This is a genomic window from Gammaproteobacteria bacterium (assembly GCA_017999615.1).
In the GTDB taxonomy this organism is placed as follows: domain Bacteria; phylum Pseudomonadota; class Gammaproteobacteria; order JAABTG01; family JAABTG01; genus JAGNLM01.
On record JAGNLM010000003.1, the window covers coordinates 153,425 to 174,424 of the forward strand.

18 protein-coding genes are annotated in these 21,000 nt (G+C 69.9%); 15 read left to right on the forward strand and 3 right to left on the reverse strand.

Annotated elements, in window-relative coordinates; all coding sequences use genetic code 11:
- Nucleotides 1-81 precede the first annotated feature (81 nt).
- The 9 genes from KA217_05000 (at nucleotide 82) to KA217_05040 (ending at nucleotide 12,653) form a co-directional block, all read left to right on the forward strand.
- Entirely contained in the window at nucleotides 82-1,524 is a 1,443-nt protein-coding gene (locus KA217_05000; protein MBP7711807.1) for a sigma-54-dependent Fis family transcriptional regulator, read from the forward strand.
- Between the two features lies 1 nt (nucleotide 1,525).
- Nucleotides 1,526-3,262 carry an AAA family ATPase gene (locus KA217_05005; protein ID MBP7711808.1) on the forward strand — a complete coding sequence of 579 codons (1,737 nt, stop codon included), beginning with the start codon at nucleotides 1,526-1,528 and terminating at the stop codon, nucleotides 3,260-3,262.
- A 38-nt stretch (nucleotides 3,263-3,300) separates the two neighbouring features.
- Nucleotides 3,301-4,974 (forward strand): pilus (MSHA type) biogenesis protein MshL, encoded by a 1,674-nt coding sequence (mshL, locus tag KA217_05010; GenBank protein ID MBP7711809.1) that lies wholly within the window; start codon nucleotides 3,301-3,303, stop codon nucleotides 4,972-4,974.
- Entirely contained in the window at nucleotides 4,949-6,829 is a 1,881-nt protein-coding gene (locus KA217_05015) for a tetratricopeptide repeat protein (GenBank protein ID MBP7711810.1), read from the forward strand. Before mshL ends, KA217_05015 begins: the two co-directional genes overlap by 26 nt.
- On the forward strand, nucleotides 6,826-8,535 hold the full coding sequence (locus KA217_05020; GenBank protein ID MBP7711811.1) for a type II/IV secretion system protein: 1,710 nt from the start codon (nucleotides 6,826-6,828) through the stop codon (nucleotides 8,533-8,535). The genes KA217_05015 and KA217_05020 overlap by 4 nt, the downstream gene beginning before the upstream one ends.
- A 6-nt stretch (nucleotides 8,536-8,541) precedes the next feature.
- Nucleotides 8,542-9,747, forward strand: coding sequence for a type II secretion system F family protein (locus tag KA217_05025; protein MBP7711812.1), 1,206 nt, complete (start codon nucleotides 8,542-8,544; stop codon nucleotides 9,745-9,747).
- A complete protein-coding gene (locus tag KA217_05030) occupies nucleotides 9,719-11,335 on the forward strand; it encodes a hypothetical protein (GenBank protein MBP7711813.1) in 1,617 nt (538 codons plus the stop codon). The genes KA217_05025 and KA217_05030 overlap by 29 nt, the downstream gene beginning before the upstream one ends.
- Nucleotides 11,322-11,939, forward strand: a complete 618-nt coding sequence (locus tag KA217_05035) for a hypothetical protein (protein ID MBP7711814.1) — start codon at nucleotides 11,322-11,324, stop codon at nucleotides 11,937-11,939. Before KA217_05030 ends, KA217_05035 begins: the two co-directional genes overlap by 14 nt.
- 156 nt (nucleotides 11,940-12,095) lie before the next feature.
- Nucleotides 12,096-12,653, forward strand: coding sequence for a hypothetical protein (locus KA217_05040; protein ID MBP7711815.1), 558 nt, complete (start codon nucleotides 12,096-12,098; stop codon nucleotides 12,651-12,653).
- A gap of 168 nt (nucleotides 12,654-12,821) precedes the next feature.
- Here the strand turns inward: KA217_05040 and KA217_05045 are convergent, their stop codons facing one another.
- From KA217_05045 to KA217_05055, 3 genes are all read right to left on the reverse strand, one after another.
- Nucleotides 12,822-13,556, reverse strand: coding sequence for a prepilin-type N-terminal cleavage/methylation domain-containing protein (locus tag KA217_05045; GenBank protein MBP7711816.1), 735 nt, complete (start codon nucleotides 13,554-13,556; stop codon nucleotides 12,822-12,824).
- A gap of 65 nt (nucleotides 13,557-13,621) precedes the next feature.
- Complete coding sequence (locus KA217_05050; protein MBP7711817.1) at nucleotides 13,622-14,692, reverse strand: type II secretion system protein; 1,071 nt, start codon at nucleotides 14,690-14,692, stop codon at nucleotides 13,622-13,624.
- A 320-nt stretch (nucleotides 14,693-15,012) separates the two neighbouring features.
- A complete protein-coding gene (locus KA217_05055) occupies nucleotides 15,013-15,684 on the reverse strand; it encodes a VPLPA-CTERM sorting domain-containing protein (protein ID MBP7711818.1) in 672 nt (223 codons plus the stop codon).
- A 491-nt stretch (nucleotides 15,685-16,175) separates the two neighbouring features.
- Here KA217_05055 and KA217_05060 point away from each other — a divergent pair, with 491 nt between their 5' ends.
- The 6 genes from KA217_05060 (at nucleotide 16,176) to KA217_05085 (ending at nucleotide 20,988) form a co-directional block, all read left to right on the forward strand.
- Nucleotides 16,176-16,790, forward strand: coding sequence for a hypothetical protein (locus tag KA217_05060; GenBank protein ID MBP7711819.1), 615 nt, complete (start codon nucleotides 16,176-16,178; stop codon nucleotides 16,788-16,790).
- A gap of 62 nt (nucleotides 16,791-16,852) precedes the next feature.
- Nucleotides 16,853-17,320 (forward strand): DUF3617 family protein, encoded by a 468-nt coding sequence (locus KA217_05065; protein ID MBP7711820.1) that lies wholly within the window; start codon nucleotides 16,853-16,855, stop codon nucleotides 17,318-17,320.
- Nucleotides 17,321-17,560: 240 nt separating this feature from the next.
- Nucleotides 17,561-19,381 (forward strand): hypothetical protein, encoded by a 1,821-nt coding sequence (locus tag KA217_05070; protein MBP7711821.1) that lies wholly within the window; start codon nucleotides 17,561-17,563, stop codon nucleotides 19,379-19,381.
- Entirely contained in the window at nucleotides 19,378-20,235 is an 858-nt protein-coding gene (locus KA217_05075; GenBank protein MBP7711822.1) for a prepilin-type N-terminal cleavage/methylation domain-containing protein, read from the forward strand. The genes KA217_05070 and KA217_05075 overlap by 4 nt, the downstream gene beginning before the upstream one ends.
- A gap of 60 nt (nucleotides 20,236-20,295) precedes the next feature.
- Entirely contained in the window at nucleotides 20,296-20,598 is a 303-nt protein-coding gene (locus KA217_05080; protein ID MBP7711823.1) for a type II toxin-antitoxin system HigB family toxin, read from the forward strand.
- 18 nt (nucleotides 20,599-20,616) lie between these two features.
- Entirely contained in the window at nucleotides 20,617-20,988 is a 372-nt protein-coding gene (locus KA217_05085) for a transcriptional regulator (GenBank protein ID MBP7711824.1), read from the forward strand.
- The last annotated feature ends 12 nt before the right edge of the window (nucleotides 20,989-21,000 follow it).

Below are 21,000 nucleotides of genomic sequence, written 5' to 3' on the forward strand. Positions count from 1 at the left end.
CCCCGGCCCTGCTCGACACCCTCCCGGGGCGGGACGCGCGCCCCTCCACCCTCACGGGGTCCCTGCTAGACTGTCGTGCGGATGAGCGAGGAGACGCCGAGGTCGGTCGCCGGTTCGGGGGGAGGAGAGCTCCCGACGCTGGTATTGATCGACGACGACCCGCTCATCGCCGAGTCCCTCGCCTTCGTGCTGCGGGACGAGTACGCGGTCTCCGTCGCGGCGACTCGGGCCGATGCCCGGGCGCTCCTGCAGCGCCTCCCGCAACCTCCCGCGCTGGCACTGGTGGACCTCGGGCTGCCGCCCACGCCCCACTCGCCCGAGGAGGGCTTCACGCTGGTGGGCGAGCTGCTCGCCTTCAACCCGCGCATGAAGATCCTCATCCTCTCGGGCCAGAGCGACCGCCGGAACATCCAGCACGCGCTCACCCTCGGCGCGGTCGACTTCGTTCCGAAGCCGACCGACGTCCCGCTGCTGAAGGCCCGGCTCGCGCACCAGCTGATGCTGCTTGACGCCGAGCGGGTCGAGGCCGAGCAGCCGGTGGAGACCTGCGGGCTCCTCGGCGGCAGTCCGGCCATGGCCACCCTGCGGGCCCAGGCCCGGCAGTTCGCGGACACGCCCTTCCCGGTGCTGATCGAGGGCGAGTCCGGCAGCGGCAAGGAGCTCGTCGCCCAGTGCCTGCACTCGAGCAGCCAGCGGGCCGGGGAGCCGTTCCTCACCCTGAACTGCGCGGCGATGGCCGCGGACCTGATCGAGGCGCAGCTCTTCGGCCACGCCCGCGGGGCCTTCACCGGGGCGACCTCCGCGCGCTCGGGCTTCTTCGAGGAGGCTGGCACCGGCACCCTGTTCCTCGACGAGGTCGGGGAGTTTCCCCTCGAGCTGCAGCCGAAGCTCCTGCGCGTGCTCGAGAACGGCGAGTACTACCGGGTGGGCGAGACCCGCCCGCGGCGCTCCTCGGCGCGGATCATCGCGGCGACCAACCGCGACCAGCGCGAGCAGGTGCGCACCGGGCGCTTCCGCGAGGACCTCTACCACCGGCTCGGCGTGCTCACCATCCGGGTTCCCCCCCTGCGGGAGCGGGGCGAGGACGCGCTCGAGCTCCTCGACCACTTCCGTCAGCTCTACTCCGGCAGCCTCGCGCCCTTCTCCATGGACGAGGAGGCCCGGCGGCGCCTGGCGCGCTACCCCTTCCCGGGCAACGTCCGGGAGCTGCGCAACATCGTCATCCGGCTCGCCGCCAAGCACGCGGGGGAGCGGGTGACGCGGGCGGTGCTCGACGCGGAGCTCGACCCGGACCTGGCCGCACCGCTCCCGGCGGGCGAGGAGGGGCTGGACGAGCGCGCGGAGCAGCAGATCCGGGCGACCGGGTTCCAGCTCGACGGGGTGCTCACCGAGTGGGAGCGCCGCTACGTGAACGCTGCGCTGCGGCTCGCCCAGGGCAACCTGAGCCAGGCCGCGCGTCTGCTCGGGGTGAACCGGACCACGCTCTACAGCCGGATCCAGCGCCTGAACGGAGCGGGGCCCTAGGATGTACTACGAGCACTTCGGTCTCACCGAGCCGCCCTTCCGGATCACGCCGGACACGCGGCTGTTCTTCCCGGGCGGGAGCCGGGGCGCGATCCTCGACGCCATCGTCTACGCGATCGCCAGCGGCGAAGGGATCATCAAGGTCATCGGCGAGGTCGGCAGCGGCAAGACCATGATCTGCCGCATGCTGGAGGTGAAGCTGCCGGAGTCGATCGAGGTCGTGTACCTCGCCAACCCGAGCCTCTCGCCGGAAAACATCCTGCACGCCATCGCCTTCGAGATGAAGCTGCCCCTGCCCCCGGGCGCGGGGCGGCTCGAGGTGATGCACGCCCTGCACGCCCGGCTCCTGGAGAAGCACGCCGACAACCGCCAGGTGGTGATGTTCGTCGAGGAGGCCCAGCGCATGCCGCTGGACACCCTCGAGGAGATCCGGCTCCTCTCCAACCTGGAGACCGAGCGCGAGAAGCTCCTGCAGATCGTGCTCTTCGGCCAGCCCGAGCTGGAGCGCAACCTGAGCCCGACGCACATCCGCCAGCTCAAGGAGCGCATCACCCACGGGTTCGTCCTGCCGCGCCTGGAGGCCGAGGAGATCCGGGAGTACCTGGACTTCCGCATGCGCTCGGCCGGCTACAAGGGTCCGCCGGTCTTCTCCCCCGCCGCCGTGAAGCTCATCTCGCGCGCCTCCGAGGGCCTCATCCGGCGCATCAACGTACTGGCCGACAAGGCGCTCCTCGCGGCCTACGCCGGGGGCACCCACGAGGTGACGCGGCGCGAGGCCCGCTCGGCCATCCGCGACAGCGAGTTCGGGGGGCCGCGCTGGACCTTCGACTGGCGGGTGGCGAGCCTGTTCGGGGCGGCGGCCCTCGGCGCCGGGGTGATGTGGTTCGCCCAGGGCGGCTACCGGCATGTTCCGGGGCTCGCCGGGTTCGGGGAGGGCGGTGCGCCCACGGCTGTGGCCAGCGGCCCGGTGGTGCGCGCGGCCTCCGAGGGTCCTCCGGCGGCTCCCGCGGCTCCCGCGGCTCCCGCGGCTTCCGCGGTCCCCGGGGGGACCGGCGCGGCGGTGGCCCCTGTCGTGGCCCCCGAGCCGCGGGTCGAGACGGCGGCCGCTGTCGGTACCTCCGATCCGCGGCCCCAGACGGCGGTTCCAGCCGCCGTCCCGCCGGCCGCGTCTCCCGAGCCCGTTTCCACGCCCCTGTCGCCACCCGCGCCGGAGGCCCGTCCGACCCCGACCCCGACCCCGACCCCGACCCCGGCCCCCGAGCCGCGGGTCGACGCGGTGGCCCCTGCGGCAACCTCCGAGCCTCCGGTCGAGCCGGCCCCGGCCGTCGCGCCCCCGGCTGCTGCGCCCGTGGCTGCCGCTCCTCCGCCACCGGCTCGTCCCGGGGCGGGCCGCGAATCCGCCTACGTCGCGCGCAGGCTTGCCGCCACGACCGAGTGGCTAAAGACTGCCGACGCAAGCCGATACAGCATTCAATTGATGCACATTGGCATAGACCGTGGCGCAGGGCTTGAGGCAAGCTTGCGTCATGGAGGGCTCGGCGCCGACCTGGAGCGTGTGTGGCTCTACCGCACGCGGATCGGGGGCGTCGAGCTGTTGAGCGTCCTGCTCGGGGACTTCCCGAGTCAGGACGAGGCGCGCCGGGCGCTCCAGGAACTGCCGCCGGCGCTACGCCAGGCAAAGCCGTTCGTGCGGCCGCTGCGGGAAATCCGGGGCGGGAACGCGGGAGTCAGCGGGTGACAGGGGGGGCTGCCCGGACCGGGCAGGCGAGCAGAAAAATGGCAAGAATCCACCGCATCTCGTTCTATCTGGCGGCTGGGCTTCTCCTCGGGGCCTGCGCCGTGCCGGTGTTGCCGGAGCGCGATCCCTCGCCGGGGCACCTGAAGCCCCAGGCCGCGACGCTGCCGGAGACCATCCCCGAGCCGGTGGGCCAGGTGCCCATCCTCCCCCCGCCGCGGCCCGCTCCGCGGCTCGAGACCTACACCGTGGTGGTCAACGACGTCCCGGTCCGCGACCTGCTCTTCGCCCTGGCCCGCGACGCCAAGGTCAACGTGGACATCGCCCCGGGGCTGACCGGCAACGTCACCCTGAACGCGATCGACCAGACCCTGCCCCAGATCCTGGAGCGGCTCTCCGAGCAGCTCGACCTGCGCTACACCATGCAGGGCAACCTGGTCACGGTCGGGCCAGACGCACCGTATCTCCACACCTACAAGGTGGACTACGTCAACATGGCCCGCGACACCCAGACCAGCATTCAGGTCGCGAGCCAGGTGTCGTCCACGACCCCCGGCGGGCGGGGCGGTGGGGGCAGTACGTCGGGCGGCGCCAACTCCACCACCAGCATCACCAACACCTCGGCCAACCGATTCTGGGAGACCCTCGCCCAGAACATCCTGAACATCCTGGGGGAGAAGGGCGCGGGCGGCGGCGGGGCCGGGGGCAGGGTGACCTCCACCTCGTCGGTCATCGTCAACCCGGAGACCGGCATCGTCACCGTGCGCGCCACCGCGCGCGAGCACCGCGTGATCGCCGACTACCTGAGCCAGATGATGGCGAGCGCCCACCGCCAGGTCCTCATCGAGGCGACCGTGGTCGAGGTGGAGCTCTCCGACCAGTACGAGGCCGGCGTGGACTGGACGAACCTAGCCAAGGGCTCGGGCTTCCTGGCCACGCAGACCTCGCCGAGCTCCACCACCAACCCGTTCTTCATCCTGAAATACCTCGGGCCCGACGCCGACATCTACGGCACCATCCGCCTGCTGAGCGCCTACGGCCAGGCGCGCGTCCTCTCGAGCCCGAAGCTCATGGTGCTCAACAACCAGAGCTCGGTGCTGAAGGTCGTGCGCAACGTGGTCTACTTCCAGATCGACGTGACCAACACCCTGGGCACCACCACCCAGCCCTCCCAACAGCAGTCGGAGACCAACATCTACACGGTGCCCGTCGGGCTCGTGATGAACGTGACCCCCCAGATCAGCGAGAGTGAACAGGTCATCCTGAACGTGCGCCCGAGCATCTCGAGCATCGTGCGCTACGTGCAGGACCCCAACCCGGCGCTCTACCAGACGGGGCTCATCCTGGACACGCAGATCGCGAACCTGGTCCCCGAGGTGGAGACCCGGGAGCTGGAGTCGGTCCTGCGCGTCAGCAGCGGCCAGGTTGCGGTGCTCGGCGGGCTGATGAAGGACGAGGTGAGCCGCAAGCAGAGCGGGATCCCGTTCCTGAAGGACATCCCGATCCTCGGCAACGCCTTCTCCTATCGCAGCGACGAAAACATCAAATCCGAGCTGGTCATCTTCATCCGCCCCGTCGTCGTCCGCGACGCGAGCATCGAGACCGACCTGCAGGAGCTGCGCCCCTACCTCGAGCAGACGGTCCGCCCCGATCTCGGCCTGCCGGCCACCGTGGGCGGGGAGAAGATCCATGAGTCTGTTACTGGACGCCCTTAAGAAGGCCGAGCAGTCCAAGCGCGAAAAGGTCGCCGAGGTTGCGGGCGGCCACCGGGGCCCTTCGGGCCAGCCCCAGGGGGGGACGCCCGTGCCGGGCGGTGACCTCGACCTGGAGTTGCGGCTCGAGCCCCTGCCGGAGGAGGGCCTGGCGGCGCAAGCCTCGGGCGTGGCGGCCGGAGGTTTCCGCGAGCCCGAGGCCGGTTCCGGCCGGGCCGAGCCGTCCCCGGGGTCCAGCGATGCGGCCGGGGCCAGCACCCTGCGCTTCGAGCGCGAGGGCGGGGCGGCCAGTGGGCCGCGGGTCGCCACCGGGGAGCTCGACCTGGAGGAGTTCGCGCGCAAGCTCTCCGAGGCGGGGCCCCCGACCATCGAAACCGGGGCGCTCGGCGTGTCGGAGCTGCGCGAGGGCAGTGTGACCGCCGCGCAGACGATGCCGTCCCTGAAGAACGTGCAGGCGGCCCTGAGGGAGTTCTACGGGGAGAGCACCGGTGCGGGCCCCGCGCCCCGCGCCGCCGTGCCGCCGCCCCGGACCTCGGGCGCGACCAGCGCCATCGAGACCCAGAGCTCCCAGCGCGCCGCCCGCAACGTCTTCGAGGCCAAGGAGGTCCCGGCCCGCAAGCGGCGCAAGGCCCTGGTGCCCCTCGGCGTCACCGCCGTCGCCCTGACGGGTCTCCTGGTCGGGGGGTACTACGCGACGCGCTCCTTCACCACCGTGAGGCCGTCCACCCTGGCGGTGTCCCGGCCCGCCCCGATCCCCGTGGCGTCCGTGCCGGCGCCGGCTCCGGCTCCGGCTCCGGCAGCACCCGCTCCGGCGGCGCCGGCTCCTGCTGCCGCTGCGCCCGCGCCCGTAGCGCCTGCACCGGCTCCCGCACCGACTTCCGCCGCACCCACCGTGGTGGCCCAGGCGGCGGCCCCCGAGGCCCCGCCCGTCGCGGCCGCCCCGGCACCGGCACCAGCAGCCCCCGCCACCGCACCGGCTGCGGCGGCTGCCCCGGCGCCCCGGGCGGCGCCAGCCCGCCCGGCGACCCCGGGGGTGCGGCCCTCCGACGAGGAGGCCTACCGCCTCGCGCTCGCCAGCCCGCCGCCTGCCCGGGCGCAGCCACCCGCGGCGGTGCAACCCGCTGCGGCTGCTGCCGCATCGTCCCCGGCGCCCGCGGCGTCCGCCCCGGCGGCTGCAGAGAGTGCGCCCGTGGTGCGTGCCCTGCCGTCCTCGCCGCGCCCCCGTGCCTCGTCCCCCGTGCGGGTGATGAGCCGCAGTGAGCCCGACCCGACCTACGTGCGGCTCGACCGCGCCTATCAGGCCTTCCAGTCCGGCGACTACGAGCAGGCCCGCGAGCTCTACCGCCAGGTCCTCACCCGCGACCCGCGCAACCGTGACGCCCTGCTCGGGCTCGGGGCAGTCGCCACCGCCCAGGGCGAGAGCCAGCAGGCGCAGGCGGTATACCGCCGGGTGCTGAGCCAGAACCCCGGGGACCGCGTCGCCACGGCCGCCATCAGCAACCTGGGCGCGAGCCCGGGCGCGGCGGCGCCCCAGGGCGAGGCGCGCCTGAAGCAGGCCCTGGCCCAGGACCCGGGGGCGCCTTACCTCAACTTCTCCCTCGGCAACCTCTACGCCTCCCAGCGGCGCTGGTCGGAGGCCCAGCAGGCGTATTTCAACGCCTACCGCGCGGACAGCCGCAACGCCGACTACGCCCTCAACCTCGCGGTCAGTCTCGACCGGCTGGGTAAGCCGCGCCAGGCGCTCGAGTACTACCGCCGGGCCCTGGAGACGGCCGGGCGGCAGTCGGCCTTCAGCGCCGACGCGGTACGCACCCGCATCCAGGTCCTCGAAGCTGCGGGGTCGGGCGAGGGGTCATGAGTGTGCGGCGCAAGCCCCGCCTGATCGGCGAGATCCTGGTCGAGAAGGGGGTCGTCTCCCGCGACCAGGTCGCGATCGCCCTCACCGAGCAGAAGAAGACCGGGCAGCACCTGGGCAAGCTGCTGGTGCGCCTCGGCTTCGCCTCCGAGGCGATCATCCGCGAGGTGCTGGGCGGGGAGCTCGGCCAGCAGAGCATCGACCTGGCCAAGGTGGTCGTCGACCCCGAGGCGGTCAAGCTGGTCCCGAAGGACGTCGCCCGGCGCTACCACGTGCTCTGCATCTCCTTCGACTCCGCGGCCAACCGCGCCACGGTGGCGATGGCCGACACCTTCAACGTGGTCGCGCTCGACAAGATCCGCGCCCTGCTCGGTGTGGACGTGGAGATCCTCCCGTTCCTCGCCGGCGAGGCGGAGATCGACAAGACCATCGACCAGGTGTTCGGCTACGAGCTATCGGTCGACGGCATCCTGAAGGAAATCGAGACGGGCGAGGTCGACTACCAGAGCCTCGAAGGCGAAACCGACGAGTACAGCCAGCCGGTGGTGCGGCTGGTGAACGCGCTGCTCTCCGACGCGGTCAAGCGCGGGGCCTCGGACATCCACTTCGAGCCCGAGCAGGAGTTCCTGCGCATCCGCTACCGCATCGACGGCGTGCTGCGCCAGATCCGCAGCCTGCACCGCAACTACTGGGCCTCGCTCGCGGTGCGCCTGAAGGTGATGTCGCAGATGGACATCGCCGAGATGCGCGCGCCCCAGGACGGGCGCTTCTCGCTCTCGCTCTACGGACGCCCGATCGATTTCCGCGCCTCGGCGATGCCGACCACCCACGGCGAGAACATCGTGCTGCGCATCCTCGACCGGCAGAAGGGCATCGTGCCGCTCGAGGGCCTCGGGCTCTACGAGGACCAGCTCGACCTGCTGCGGATCATGCTGGCGCGCCCCGAGGGGATCCTGCTCGTCACCGGCCCGACCGGCAGCGGCAAGACCACCACGCTGTATTCGATGTTGATGCACCTGAACGACGAGACGGTCAACATCATGACCCTCGAGGACCCGGTCGAGTACCCGGTCGCGATGATCCGCCAGACCTCGATCAACGAGGCGGTGAAGCTCGATTTCGCGAACGGCGTGCGCACCATGCTGCGCCAGGACCCGGACGTCATCCTGGTCGGCGAGATCCGCGACGAGGAGACGGCCGAGATGGCCTTCCGCGCGGCCATGACCGGCCACCAGGTGTTCTCGACCCTGCACACGAACTCCGCCGTCGGCGCCGTCTCGCGCCTGCTCGACATCGGCATCCGGCCCGAGATCATGGCCGGAAACATCATCGGCATCCTGGCCCAGCGGCTCGTGCGCAAGCTCTGCCCCAAGTGCCGCGAGCCCTACACGGCGAGCCGCGTGGAGCGCCAGCTGCTCGGCCTGCACGCGACCGAGGCCGCGCCGAAGCTCTACGGCGCCAAGGGCTGCACGGCCTGCGACTTCCAGGGCTACAAGGGCCGCCTCGCGCTGATGGAGGTGCTGCGGGTGGACGCCGAGCTCGACGCCCAGATCGCGAGCGGCGCCAACACCCGCGAGCTGGCGAGGGCGGCGCAGGCCAAGGGCTTCCGCACGCTCGCCGACGACGGCGTGCGCCGGGTGCTGGAGGGGGTCACCTCGCTCGACGAGGTCTCCCGCGTGATCGACCTCACGGACCGGCTCGCCGGCTGACGCGCCGTGGCGCAGTTCCAGTACAAGGCCATGGACCCCCGGGGCAAGCTCGTGACCGGGACCATGGAGGCGGCAAACGCCGCCGACCTCGAGCTGCGGCTCGGGCGCATGGCGCTCGACCTCATCCGCTCGAAGGAGGTGCAGCGCTCGATCCCGCGCTTCGGCACCCGCGCCATCAAGCGCCGCGACCTGATCACCTTCTGCCTGCACATGGAGCAGCTCACCTCCGCGGGCGTGCCCATCATCGAGGGGCTCGCGGACCTGCGCGACAGCATGGACCACCCGCGCTTTCGCGAGGTCATCACCGCGGTGATCGAATCGATCCAGGGCGGCGCGACGCTCTCGGATGCGATGGGGGCGTTCCCGCGGGTCTTCCCGGGGGTCATGCTGAGCCTCATCCGCGCCGGCGAGCAGACCGGGCGCCTCTCGGACGTGTTCAAGAACCTGACCGAGAACCTGAAGTGGCAGGACGAGCAGATGGCGATGACCCGCAAGCTGCTCACCTATCCCGCCATCGTCGGGGTGGTGGTCCTCGGCGTCATCTTCTTCCTGATGATCTACCTGGTGCCCCAGCTCCTGTCCTTCGTCACCGCGATGGGCAAGGAGATCCCGCTGCACACGAAGGCGCTCATCGCCGTCTCGAACGCCGTCGCCAAGTACTGGTACCTCTTGATTCTCGTCCCCGTGGCGCTCGTCGCCCTCGCGAGCTATCTCGCGCGGGTCAACCCGGGCGTGCGCGCGACGATCGACGACTGGAAGCTGCGCTTCTGGGTGATCGGGCCGATCCTGAAGAAGAGCCTGCTCGCCCGCTTCTCGAACTACTTCGCGCTGATGTACGGGGCCGGCATCCCGGTGCTCGACTCGCTCAAGGTGAGCGAGTCCATCGTGGGCAACCGGGCGCTCGCCAACGCCATCGAGCGCGCGGGGCGCCAGATCGGCGACGGGGCAAGCCTCTCCGGCGGCTTCGAGTCCGCCGGGGTGTTCCCGCCGCTCGTGCTGCGCATGCTGCGGGTGGGCGAGAGCACCGGGGCGCTCGAGGACGCGATGCGTCAGGTCAGCTACTTTTATAGCCGCGACGTGCGGGAGTCCGTCGACCGCCTGCAGTCGCTCATCGAGCCCACGATGACGCTGTTCCTGGGGGCGATACTCGCCTGGGTGATGTTCTCCGTGCTGGGTCCCATCTATGACCTCATCACTCAGATCAAGATTTAGCCGCGCGCCGCGGCGCTGCTTCTACCTCTCGGGCAGCCGCCTGACCGTCTACCAGTGGCGCCGGGGCACGCTGACCGACGCGCCGCTGTTCCAGCGCAGCGACGAGGGGCTAGCGGACTTCTCGACCTACCTGGACGACCAGGGGAACGTGCCCTCGTACATGCTCCTCGACCTCGTCGAGGAGGAGTACCGGCGGGACGCCATTCCCCACGTCTTCGGCGGCGACCGGCGCACCGTCATCAAGTACCGGGTGGAGCGCGCCTTCCGGGAGACGCCCTACTGGCACGGGCACATCCAGGGGCGCGAGCCCGAGGGCCGGCGCGACGACCGCCTGCTCATCAGCGCGGTGACGAACCCCGGGCTGGTCAAGCCCTGGGTCGAGCGCATCCAGGAGCACAAGGTGCCGCTCGCCGGCATCTACTCGCTGCCGCTGGTGAGCGCCGCGGTGCTCCCGGTGATGGAGGCCACCCGCGGCGAGGTCCTGCTGGTGAGCCTGCAGAGCACGGGCAACTTGCGCCAGTCCTTCTTCGTCGACCGGGACCTGAAGCTCTCGCGCCTCGCCCACATGCCGCTGCTCGCCCCCGAAGGGGTGGTGGAAACCACCCTCGACGAGGTGGAGAAGCTGCGCCGCTACCTGAACAGCCTGCGCCTGCTGCGCCGGGACGCGGCGCTGCAGGTCTGCGTGCTGGCTCACGGCCCGGTGATGGAAGAGCTGCGCCGCCAGGCGGCCAGCAGCCCCACCACTGCGTATCACCTGGGGGACCTGGCGGACCTCGCGGACCGGATCGGGATGAGCCCGGCCTTCGTCACGCCCTACGCCGACGCGGTGTTCGCGCACCTGCTGCTCTCGGCGCCGCCCGCGAACCACTACGCCCTGCCCGCCGAGACGCGCTACCACACGCTCTACCGGGCGCGCAACGCGCTGCGGGCCGGCAGTGTGGCGCTGCTCGTGGGGGGGCTCGTCGGCGGTGGGTTCGGCGTCACCGAGGGTCTGGTCCTGGAGCGCCGCGCGCTCGCCGCGGGGCAGCAGGCCGACTACTACCGGGTGCGCTACGAGGAGGCGCGGGGCGGGCTGCCGCCCTCGCCGGTGGAGGCGGCCGACCTGAAGGCGGCCGTGGAGACGGCCGGCGCCCTGGACCGGGTCCGGGCCCTGCCCCTGCCCCTGCTCTCGGCCTTGAGCCAGTCGCTCGACGCCAACCCCGACCTGCAGGTGGAGAACCTCGAGTGGCGGGTCGACCCCAGTCCCGAGGCCGCGATGGGCTCCGGAACCGGGGGCCGCGCGTCGCCACCGCCCGGGCGGGGCGGGGCGGCCGGCGTGGGGCCCACCGAGGGCCTCTACCACCTGGTCCTGGTCAACGGCCGGGTGACCGTGCCCGAGGGTGACTTCCGCAGGGCGCTCGAGACCGTGCGCGCCTTCGCCGAGTCGCTGCGCACGCAGCCCGGGGTGCGCGACGTGAAGATCCTGACCCAGCCCCTCAACGTGAGCTCCACCGAGAGCCTGCGCGGCGACCTGCAGTCCCGGCAGGGCAGCGGAAAGCAGGACTTCTCGGTGCGGGTGGTGTTCCGGAAAGACGATGCGGCTGCCTGACGTCGACTGGTCGGTCCTGCGGGGGTCGCTCATCCTGGCGGTGTTCGCGCTCGCCGCGAGCGCGGCCCTGGTGGGGGGCGGCCAGTGGTTCCACAAGGAGACGCAGGCCCGCTTCGACAAGGAGCAGCGGCGCTTCCAGACGAACAGCCGGCGCTACCTCGCGGTCGACGAGGAGGAGCGCCTGATCGCCACGCACCTCCCCAGCTACCGCAAGCTGGAGCAGTCCGGGGTCGTCGGCGAGGAACAGCGGCTCGCCTGGATCGAGACCCTGCGCGAAGTGAGCGCCTCCGTGCGCCTGCCTTCCATGCGCTACGAGATCCTGCCCCAGAAGGAGTACCTGCCGCCGGTCGCCGTTTCCACGGGGAGCCTGCGTGTGTACGCGAGCCCCATGCGGGTGCAGCTCGGGCTCCTGCACGAGGACGACCTGTTCCGGTTCCTGGACACCCTCGCCCAGCGCGCCCTCGGGAAGTTCAGCGTCGAGCGCTGCACGCTACGCCGCGCCGGGCCTGCGCTCCAGACCGACCCCGCCAAACCCAACCTGGAGGCCGAGTGCGAGCTGCTCTGGCTCACCATCCGGCAGCCCGGCGAGGCCAAGGCGGGGTGATGACGGGCGATGCGGCGGAGCGGTGAACCGGCGATGCGGCGATGCGGCAGTGCGGCGATGCGGCAGTGCGGCGATCTGGGAAGGCCGCCCGGCGTCCCCGGAGCTGAAGAAGGCGAGGTGCGCACCATGCCACGATACGAGAGAGGTCCGAGCCCCGTGACGTCGCCCCTGCGCCGTTCCTTCGCCCTGGCGGTGGCCCTGGCTGCGCTGGGCGCACTGGGAGCGATCCCCGTGCAGGAGGCCGCGGCGCAGGCCCAGGCTTCGGCTCAGGGGCAGCCTCCGGCCCTGGCCACCGCGCTGCCCGGCAGGCTCTTTCTCACCCCCGCCGAGCGCGCGCACCTGGACGAGCTGCGGCGTGTCCGGCCCCAACAGGCGCGTCCGGCCCAGGTGGAGGAGGGGCGGGCCGGGACCACCCAGACCAGCATCGACATTCCGCCGCCGCCCCCGCCCGAGCCCTTCACGATGAACGGCCTGGTGGTCCGGTCGCGGGGTCCCAACACGGTCTGGGTCGATGGCCAGCCGGTCCTCAGCACCCAGGACACCGACAAGGGCGTGCGCATCGACACCCGCCGCACCAGTGCATCGGGCACCCCCGTGACCGTCCTCGAGAGCGGCCGCGCCGTGCGCCTGAAGCCCGGCCAGACCTACGTCCCGGACACCAATCGCCTCACCGAGCGCTACGAGGCGCCGCCCGCGCCAGAGCCCGGGCGCTGACACCCGGCCGGCTGGCTGAACGCGACGAACCCGACCACCGGCCGCTCGGGCCGGAATGTGGCCACGCGCCTATGCCACTGTCAGCCCGAAGCCATTCCCGTCATCGTTCTTGCGCTCGGGGAGTGAGGCCCTGCCAGTCTGACCGCTGTGGTCGGTGAGACGGGCGACCTACAAGAGCGGCACGGCGAGGAAGGGGACAACTGTCGGTAGGTTGCCAGGGTCGAGCAGGTTGCCGCTGGTGTCGCAGCCCCTGATTTTCCCGGTGAGGAGATCGCCGTCGTCAAGTGCTCGGTCCACCCCTTTCGCAATATCCAGGGGTACGCCGGCGACCTCGATGATGTTATTCACGACCCGAGGATAGGTGGCCGCTGCGCTGAAGTGAGAGTCATCGAGTGCGATCAGGCGAATCGTCGCTTGAGAATCGCCATAGTTCTTGACCATCGGTGAACTGCGCTCTCGAGTCAACCCGGCGAAATGGAGGTGCAGTGGCGCACAGTAGACCTCCACGTCAGGGCGGAGCGCGTCACTGTTGTTGACCTCGATCTTTCCATTACCAGACCCTGCTCCGGTACTTGCCTTCGGAGCCCGCACCGAGCTGTTAGAACATTCGTCGGTCACCGCAATGTCGGCGATATCCTTGAACGCCTCTGGAATATCGCCCGGCAGGTAGTGGTAGCGATCCCTGAACTGAGCAGCGGCCGAGGAGAGATCCCTGAGCGTCTGGGCCAAGTCCTTCGTGTAGCCATCGCGCACAGCTGACGTACCCTGCAGGATCATTCCGAGGATGAGAGCGATAATGACGAGGACTACTACGACTTCAAAGAGGGTGAAGCCGGTGATTCTTCTTGGGTTCTCCTTGGGTATACCCGAACATAGGTCGCGCGTAAGGCGGGTGCCGCTCAACGCAAGCCTCACCTCCAAAAGGGAGAACAGTTGATTCCCATGGCTCAAACCGTGGTTGTGCATAACTATGGGCAAACGCCTGGTACTCGAAAGAGCAGGCTCGCTTCCGAGCGTGTGCGCATAAAGTTGTCAGCAGTTGTCGCGAGGTTTCCGTCAGGGCCGCGAGATGTGAGAGTGTATTTGGGAGTCTCAAATGGTGCGGTGTGGGACACGGTGGTTGTCCCGTCTATATAAATCTGAATGGCGTTTCCCCAAGGGTCATTGACGCCCGTACTGGTCGGCACCTCACAGTTGGTGAGGACTTGGGCGAGCACGGTCGCTTCCGCATCATCGAACCGCTGTTGCATTTCCGCTTGAACGGAAGGCAAGGCGCCCGAGAGAATCAGAGGCCCCAAGAGCTGAGCGTTCGTGAAACCGCTGACCACATCATCGAAGGGTCCACTGCCACCGACCTTTTCGGAGTAATCACGCTGGACGTACGTGGGATCCACATCGGTGTTCTCCCTCTCATCGGGTGATGAGCCAGCGTCGGGCAAGGAATTCTGGACGCCCTTCACCGTATACGCACCCAGTCCGTTCTTGCCGTGGGATACGACCACCACGACGAGTTGGTTGGCGATTGGGGTGACGGCGGTAGCGTCCGGTTTTAGCACGAGGCTACCGGTGCTTGCCGGTCGCACCGCTGGCTGGGATGGAGTCCCGCGTGTCGTCCAGGAATTCAGGGGGTCGGTACCACTATTATCAGAGACGTGATACGTGAAGTAATTACCCCACCCGTCCAGCGCATCGTCTCTGCTGAGACCGAGGTCTCTGTACGGGAGTATCCCGACGTACGCCGCACAGTTGGTAGTGGGGTCGTTCGCAGTGGTGCGGTTGTCTTCCCCACTGCCGTCAGGCAAGTGGGACTCGTCAAACGGAGGGCCAAAGTCTCGGTCGGGGCAAGGAAGGTACATGTGCCGCCCCAGGTGATCGATGAGGGCATTCTTGATGGTTTCGATCTTTGCCCTTGTCTTGGCGTAGCCGCCAGTCGTCATCTGTGCGTTGAATGCAGCAAGTCCCAGGGTGAGCATCGTGCCGATAATCACCAGTACGACGGCGAGTTCGACCAGGGTGAAGCCGGATTCAGTTCTCTTCATGGCAGAGCCAAGTACCGTGCGGCAGTGAGCGCACCATAGGGTATCGGCCAAGGGCGAGGTCCTCTTAGGCCGAACACCGGAGTGTGGAGGGATAGGATATCACCGCCAGCAGGGGACGACCGGGGGACGGGCTCAGGGAGAGGGAGAGTCTGGAAAGCCCTGATGCGGACGAGGAGCGCAGGGTAAGGAAGGCTCCCAGAGGGTAGGCGGGGCCCCCGTTGGCGCCGTCCTCTAAAGCAGGTACGCGTGGGGCAGAGCAGGCCTGGCGACGGGCGGAAGGCAGCGCCCCAGCCAGTGCTCAAAGACAGCGTCCTTGCCGCCTACTGCCTCCGGCGGCCGCGTGCGAGATGGAGGCTGGCCAACGCAGATGCGAGGAAAAGCAAACTGGCAGGCAACGGCACTTCGGCGATGCGGACGTTGTCCATCGTGAAGCCTTCGAGGACGGCCTCCGTCTTCGCATCGGCGAGGCCAAAGGTGACCCGACTGAAAGGCGTCGAATCGACAAAGCCGAGGAAGCCATCCCCGGTAAAGCCGGGTATCTGGTCGAGACGGATTACCGAGGTGCCCACTTGTATGGTCAGGACGTCTTGCTCCGACGTCCCGGACCAGTCGGCAGCGAAGGCGACTACCGGCGCAGTCGTCTTGAAGTCGACGTAGAGTTGTTTAGGGCCACAACCGGTGGCTGGGAGCGATGAATCGCAGACTCTACCCTGGAACACGAGGCCGCTGTCACCGGCCTTGAGGATCCGGACGGCTTCCTGGTCATTGCTGTCCAACCAGATGCTCAGAATGCCTTTGGGCTGGATCACCGTGGTATTGGGAGAGAGGGAGCCCGCGGGCGCCTGGTCAAACGTCTCGAGCTCAACCGCCAGTCCGCCTACTGCTATTTCCCACTGGCTGGCGGCGGTGTACGCGGTGAGTGCCAAAGCGGAAGGGGCGAGCAGCGTCGCCGCTAAAGCCAGAAGGGCAGAGCGCCCCTTCTTGAGATACATGACAGTCCCTCCCCCGGCGCGACCCTGCGGACTGGGGACAGGGCGCGCCGCCGTTTTTGTTACCCGCAGAACTCAGGGCTGTATTTCATGCCCGGGCGGGCGGAGGACCGCCGCACGCGCACCGTCCCCCAGGGAGGTCCGCGTCGACCCAGGCTTTGTCCCCTCCACAGGCAAGAGCGGGACCAGATCCAAATGACCCAGGTAGTTCAGGCCATTATGCCGGGGTCATGAGGTCGGACGCGAGGGCGTTGTAAAGGTCCACGACAGCCGCGGCGGGGTCTGCCATCTTGCCTGAAGTCTCTGGAATCCTCGCAACCATCTGTTGTTCATATGAACTCTCTGTGGGCGGTGTGGCCGGGGCTGAGAGACCCCCGTGTCAAAACCGCCGACACGCCTGGGTGTCAAGCGACCCCAGTGGCCCGCGGAAAGGGCTTGCGGCCCCCGGCGGGGAGGACTCTACTTTTGGAACCCTTTCTGCGGAGCGCATTCCCGTGAGACAGCCAGCCAGCCCGACCCTACCCCTCGCCCTCTGCCTCCTGCTCTGCGCGAGCCCGGCGGGGGCCGATGACGTCACCGACCCGATCGACTCGGCCCGGAGCGCGTACAGCCAGGGGGAGTTGCGTCAGGCGGTGCAGGGTCTCCAGGACGCCATCGTGCGCATCCAGGAGAAACTCCAGGGGAACTACGGCGCGCTGATGCCCGAGCCGCTGGCGGGCTGGAGGGCCGAGGCAGCCGAGTCCCAGACCCTCGGCATGGCGATGCTGGGGGGCGGCACCCAGGTGTCGCGCCGCTACCTCAAGGAGGACACGGGGGAGTCGGTGAACGTGCAGATCATGGCTGACTCTCCGTTCCTGCCCATGATGGCGATGGTGCTCTCGAACCCCATGATGATTCAGTCCGACCCGAGCACCAAGCTGTACCGCCAGGGGGCGTACCGCGGGACCATCAAGCACGAGGCCGGCAGCGACCAGTGGGAGATCAGTCTGCTGGTCGCGAATCGGATCCTCGTGCAGGTCGAAGGCCAGGGCCTGAAGGGCCCAGAGCCGGTCGAGAGCTACCTGAAGGCGATCGACCTGCAGGCCGTGGAGAAGGCCTTCGCCTCGTAACCCGAGCGGACCCGGAACCACGGCACACCGAGCCGCACACCGACGGGGAGCCACGAAACGCCATGGAACACCTGCGCGTCCCATCGAAGGTCCGGATCATGACCGCCGTTCTTCACGCCGTTTTCGCCGTCCTGTTCCTCGGGCTGGCGCCGCAGGCGCTCGAAGCGGAGGAGCTCCCGAGCTTCCGCCGCGGCCTGTGGGAGTTCCAGCGCACCATGGACATGGGCGGCGGCGAGAAGACCCTCTCCTCCCGCCGCTGCACCGAGCCGGGGGAGGACATGCGGCGGCAGAACGGGACGTTCGCGAAGGCCGGCTGCAAGGTTTCGCCGGTCGATCGCAGGGGCAGCGTCTATAGCTTCGTCGCCGACTGCAGGGGGGCCGGTATGGGCAACGTGGTCTCCCAGAGCGTGATTACGGTGGAGAGCGACACCGCCTACACGGTCGAGGTCGAGGCCTCGGGGGACGTGGGCCCTGGCGGCGGGAAGCGCAAGGAGACGCTCAAGGCGCGGCGCGTCGGCGATTGCCCCTGACGGTGAGCCGGGGGACCTGCGCCGTCGCGAATCTCCCGGGATTGCGTCGAAGTCTTCCCACGGACCGCCCGTTCCTGCGGGCGTAGCGTTCGTTTCAGGGGCTGCCACCGACCGCGGGGACTGCGACTCCGGCGGTGAGTGACCGGTCACGCACGAGCTGACGGCTCAGGTACGAACTGACGGCTCAGGCACGAGCTGAGCGCTCGCGGCGAGCCCCCCTCACCGACGGATGGGGTGCCCATGGACGGGACGAGGCGCCGAAGGCGGGACGCCGGCGCGGCCTTGCTGCTGGTCGTGGCGGCGTGCGTCGTGATAGCCACGGCGATGCTGGCCGGAAGGCTCTCGGCCGGCGGGATCCGCCAGCTCCTGGACCGCCGGACGGCGGCCGCACTCGCCGAGGCCCGGGCGGCCCTCATCGGCTACGCGGCCTCCGACCCGAACCGTCCCGGCGAACTGCCCTGTCCGGACTTCGACGGCGACGGCCGGGTCACGGTGGCCCAGGACTACCGGGGCACGCGCTGCCGCACCCTCACGGGCTGGCTGCCCGCCTACACCCTGCGCCTGGAGGACCTTCGCGACGGTGCGGGCGAGCGGCTCTGGTACGCGGTGACCGAAGAGTACCGTGCCGGCGCCTCGGCGGCCCTCAGCAGTGAGACGCCGGGGCGGCTCACGCTCGATGGGCGCGACGACGTGGTCGCGGTCCTCTTCGCGCCCGGGGAGGCACTCGAGGGGCAGGCGAGGGGGAGCGGAGCGACCGCCGACCTCGCCATCGGCGACCACCTGGAGGGCGGGAGCGCGGCACCAGGGGCCCGGGACTTCGTGACGGGCGGGGCGGGGGACGTCCTTGCCGGCGGGGTGGCGACGAACGACCGGGCGCTCGCCATCACCCGGGCCGACCTCATGGCCGTGGTGGAGCAGCGGGTCCTCTCCGAGGTGGTCCTGGCGCTCGGGGAGTACGCCCGCTGGACGGACCGCGGAGACGGGGGCGCCTTCCCCTGGCCGCTCGTCCTCGGCACGGACCCGGGGACGGAGGGGGTCCCCGGGCGCCTGTCGCGCCAGGGGCGGCTTCCCTTCCACGCCCCCGGGGCCTGGTTCGCGACCGACTTCGTGGTCGACGCCTGGGAGATCTCCGGCGGGACGGTGCGCCTGGGGCGGGGCGGGGCCGGCACCCTCGACACCGGGGTGCTCGAGCGCGGTGGCGGGCAGCGCGTAACCTCCGACGCCGACGCCGACGCCGACGCCGACGCCGACGCCGACGCCGGGGCCGGGGCCGATGCCGGGCGCTGCGCCTGGTCGAACCTGCAGACCGTGGCCTGCCATGGCGAGGCCGTCGAGACCTGCGCCGGGCCGGGGGCGGCCTGCGTCCTGCCGCCCGGCGTCGCACGCCGGGTGTGGCAGTTCGACCTCGTCTTCACCGGAGCGGCCACAGTCCGCCCGCCGACGGCGGCTGGCCACGCCACCCGCGACGTGTCGGTCGTCTCCGGCGTGGTCGCGGCCGGGGAGGGACCCCTCGTGCGGGTGACCGACTACGACGCCGCGGGCGGAGAGTTGGGCTCGGGGGAGTTGTGGGCGGACACGGGAGGCTGCGTCGGGACCGTCCGGGTCTCCGGCATCCGGCTCTACCCGGCCCTGCCGGAGTGGTACGCGAAGAACGGCTGGGACCGCCAGGTCTTCCTGGCGCTGGCCGCCGGAGCCGCCCCGCGTGCGGCGCCCGGAGCAGCGGCCGAAGCAGCGCCCGGAGCGGGACCGGCGCCCGGAGAGGCACCGGCGCCGCGTGCCGCGGCCGGACGCCGGTGCCGGGCTGGCGTCGACTGCCTCACCCTGCGGGACCGGGCCGGGCAGCCGCTCCGGGACGACGTGCCCGCGCTCCTGCTGGCTGCCGGCCCACCTCTTCCTGGCCAGGAGCGCGACCCCGGGGCCAGCGGTGCGGCTGGCTGCACCCCGGGCGGCCTCTGCGCCTACCTGGAGGAGGACAACGCCAACGGGGACGACGCCTTCACCGTGGCGGCGCCGGGACCCCGTTTCAACGACCGGACCCGGCCCCTGGAAGGCGCGCCGTGACGCAGGGCCAGCACCTCCGGGAAGAAGGCTTCTCACTCATCGAGATGGCCGTCGTCGTGGTGATCATGAGCCTCCTCCTCGGGGGGCTCCTGGGACCGCTTGCGGCCCAGCAGGACGCCCAGAAGACTGCGGAGACCCGGCGTCTGCTCGAGGAGGTGCGGGAGGGCCTGCTCGGGTTCGCGGCGGTGCAAGGACGTCTGCCGTGCCCGGACCGCCTGGCGGACGGCGACGGTCTGGAGGACCCGCGGGAGGACGGCGCCGACCCGCCCGAGGACGGTTGCGGGGGAGGGGAGTACGGGGGGTGGGTGCCCTGGGTGACCCTCGGCGTCAGCCCGCGCGACGCCTGGGGCCGGCGGCTGCGCTACCGGGTGACGCGCGAGCTCACCCGCCGCGTGGGCGACCCGTCGGCGGCCGCCTGTGTGGCGGCCCCCCCTGGGGGAGCCGGCTCCGCTACCGCCTCCGCTTCCTCTTCTGTTGCGGCCTCTCACAACCCCTGTACGCTGGAGCTGGGCGACCCCGGTGACATCACGGTCCAGGGGCGGGACCTCGCGACCCGCGCCGAGCGCCTGGTGGCCCGGGAGCTGGCCGCCGTGGTCCTGTCGCTGGGACCCAATGGCCTCGGAGGGGTCGACGTTGCCGGCGCGCCTCTGCCCCCGCCCGCCGCAGGCGCGGAGGACGAGCTCCGCAACCTGGACCTCGACGCCACCTTCGTCGCCCGGGACCGCTCACCCACCGCCTCGGGATGCCGGGACAGCACTGCCGCGGCACCGCCCTGCGAGTTCGACGACCTGCTGCTCTGGGTGTCGCCCCACATCCTCTACAACCGCCTGGTGAGCGCCGGGCGGTTGCCTTGACCTTGCTCCTCGTCTGAAGGCCACTTGCCGAAGTCCCGTTTTGGGACTACCCTTCGGTCCATGCGAGTGATTGCCGTGTCTGCCCTTCGGGCCTTCTGGGAGCGTTATCCCGATGCCGAGCAGCCGCTGAGGGCTTGGTATGAGGAAGCCACGATTGCGACCTGGACCCAGCCCGCGGACATCAAGGCGCAGTACCGCAGCGCCGGCGTGCTGAAGAACCGTCGCGTGGTCTTCAACATCAAAGGCAATCACTACCGGCTGGTTGTGGCTGTTGCGTACAAATTGCAGATCGTCTACGTGAAGTTTATCGGCACTCACAAGGAGTACGACGCAGTGGACGCAGAAACCGTTGAAATGGCCTGACCGGCCACGGAGGAAAACATGGACATTCGCCCTATCCACACCGAGGCAGACTACAAGGCCACTCTCAAAGAGATTTCGGCGTTAATGGATTCCGACCCTGATCTGGGTACGCCGGAGGGTGATCGTCTGGACATCCTGGCCACGCTGGTGCAGGCCTACGAGGCCAAGCATGCCCCTGTGACTGCGCCTGACCCGGTGGAAGCCATCAAATTCCGGATGGACCAAAGCGGTCTGTCCATCAAGGATCTTGAGCCTATCATTGGCAAAAGCAACCGCGTCTACGAAGTCCTGAACCGCAAGCGTCCGCTGACGCTGGCTATGATCCGCAGACTGCATCAGAGCCTGGGCATCCCGGCCGATGTGCTGATTGCGGAGACTGTTACCGGGTAATCAGCCTGTCGC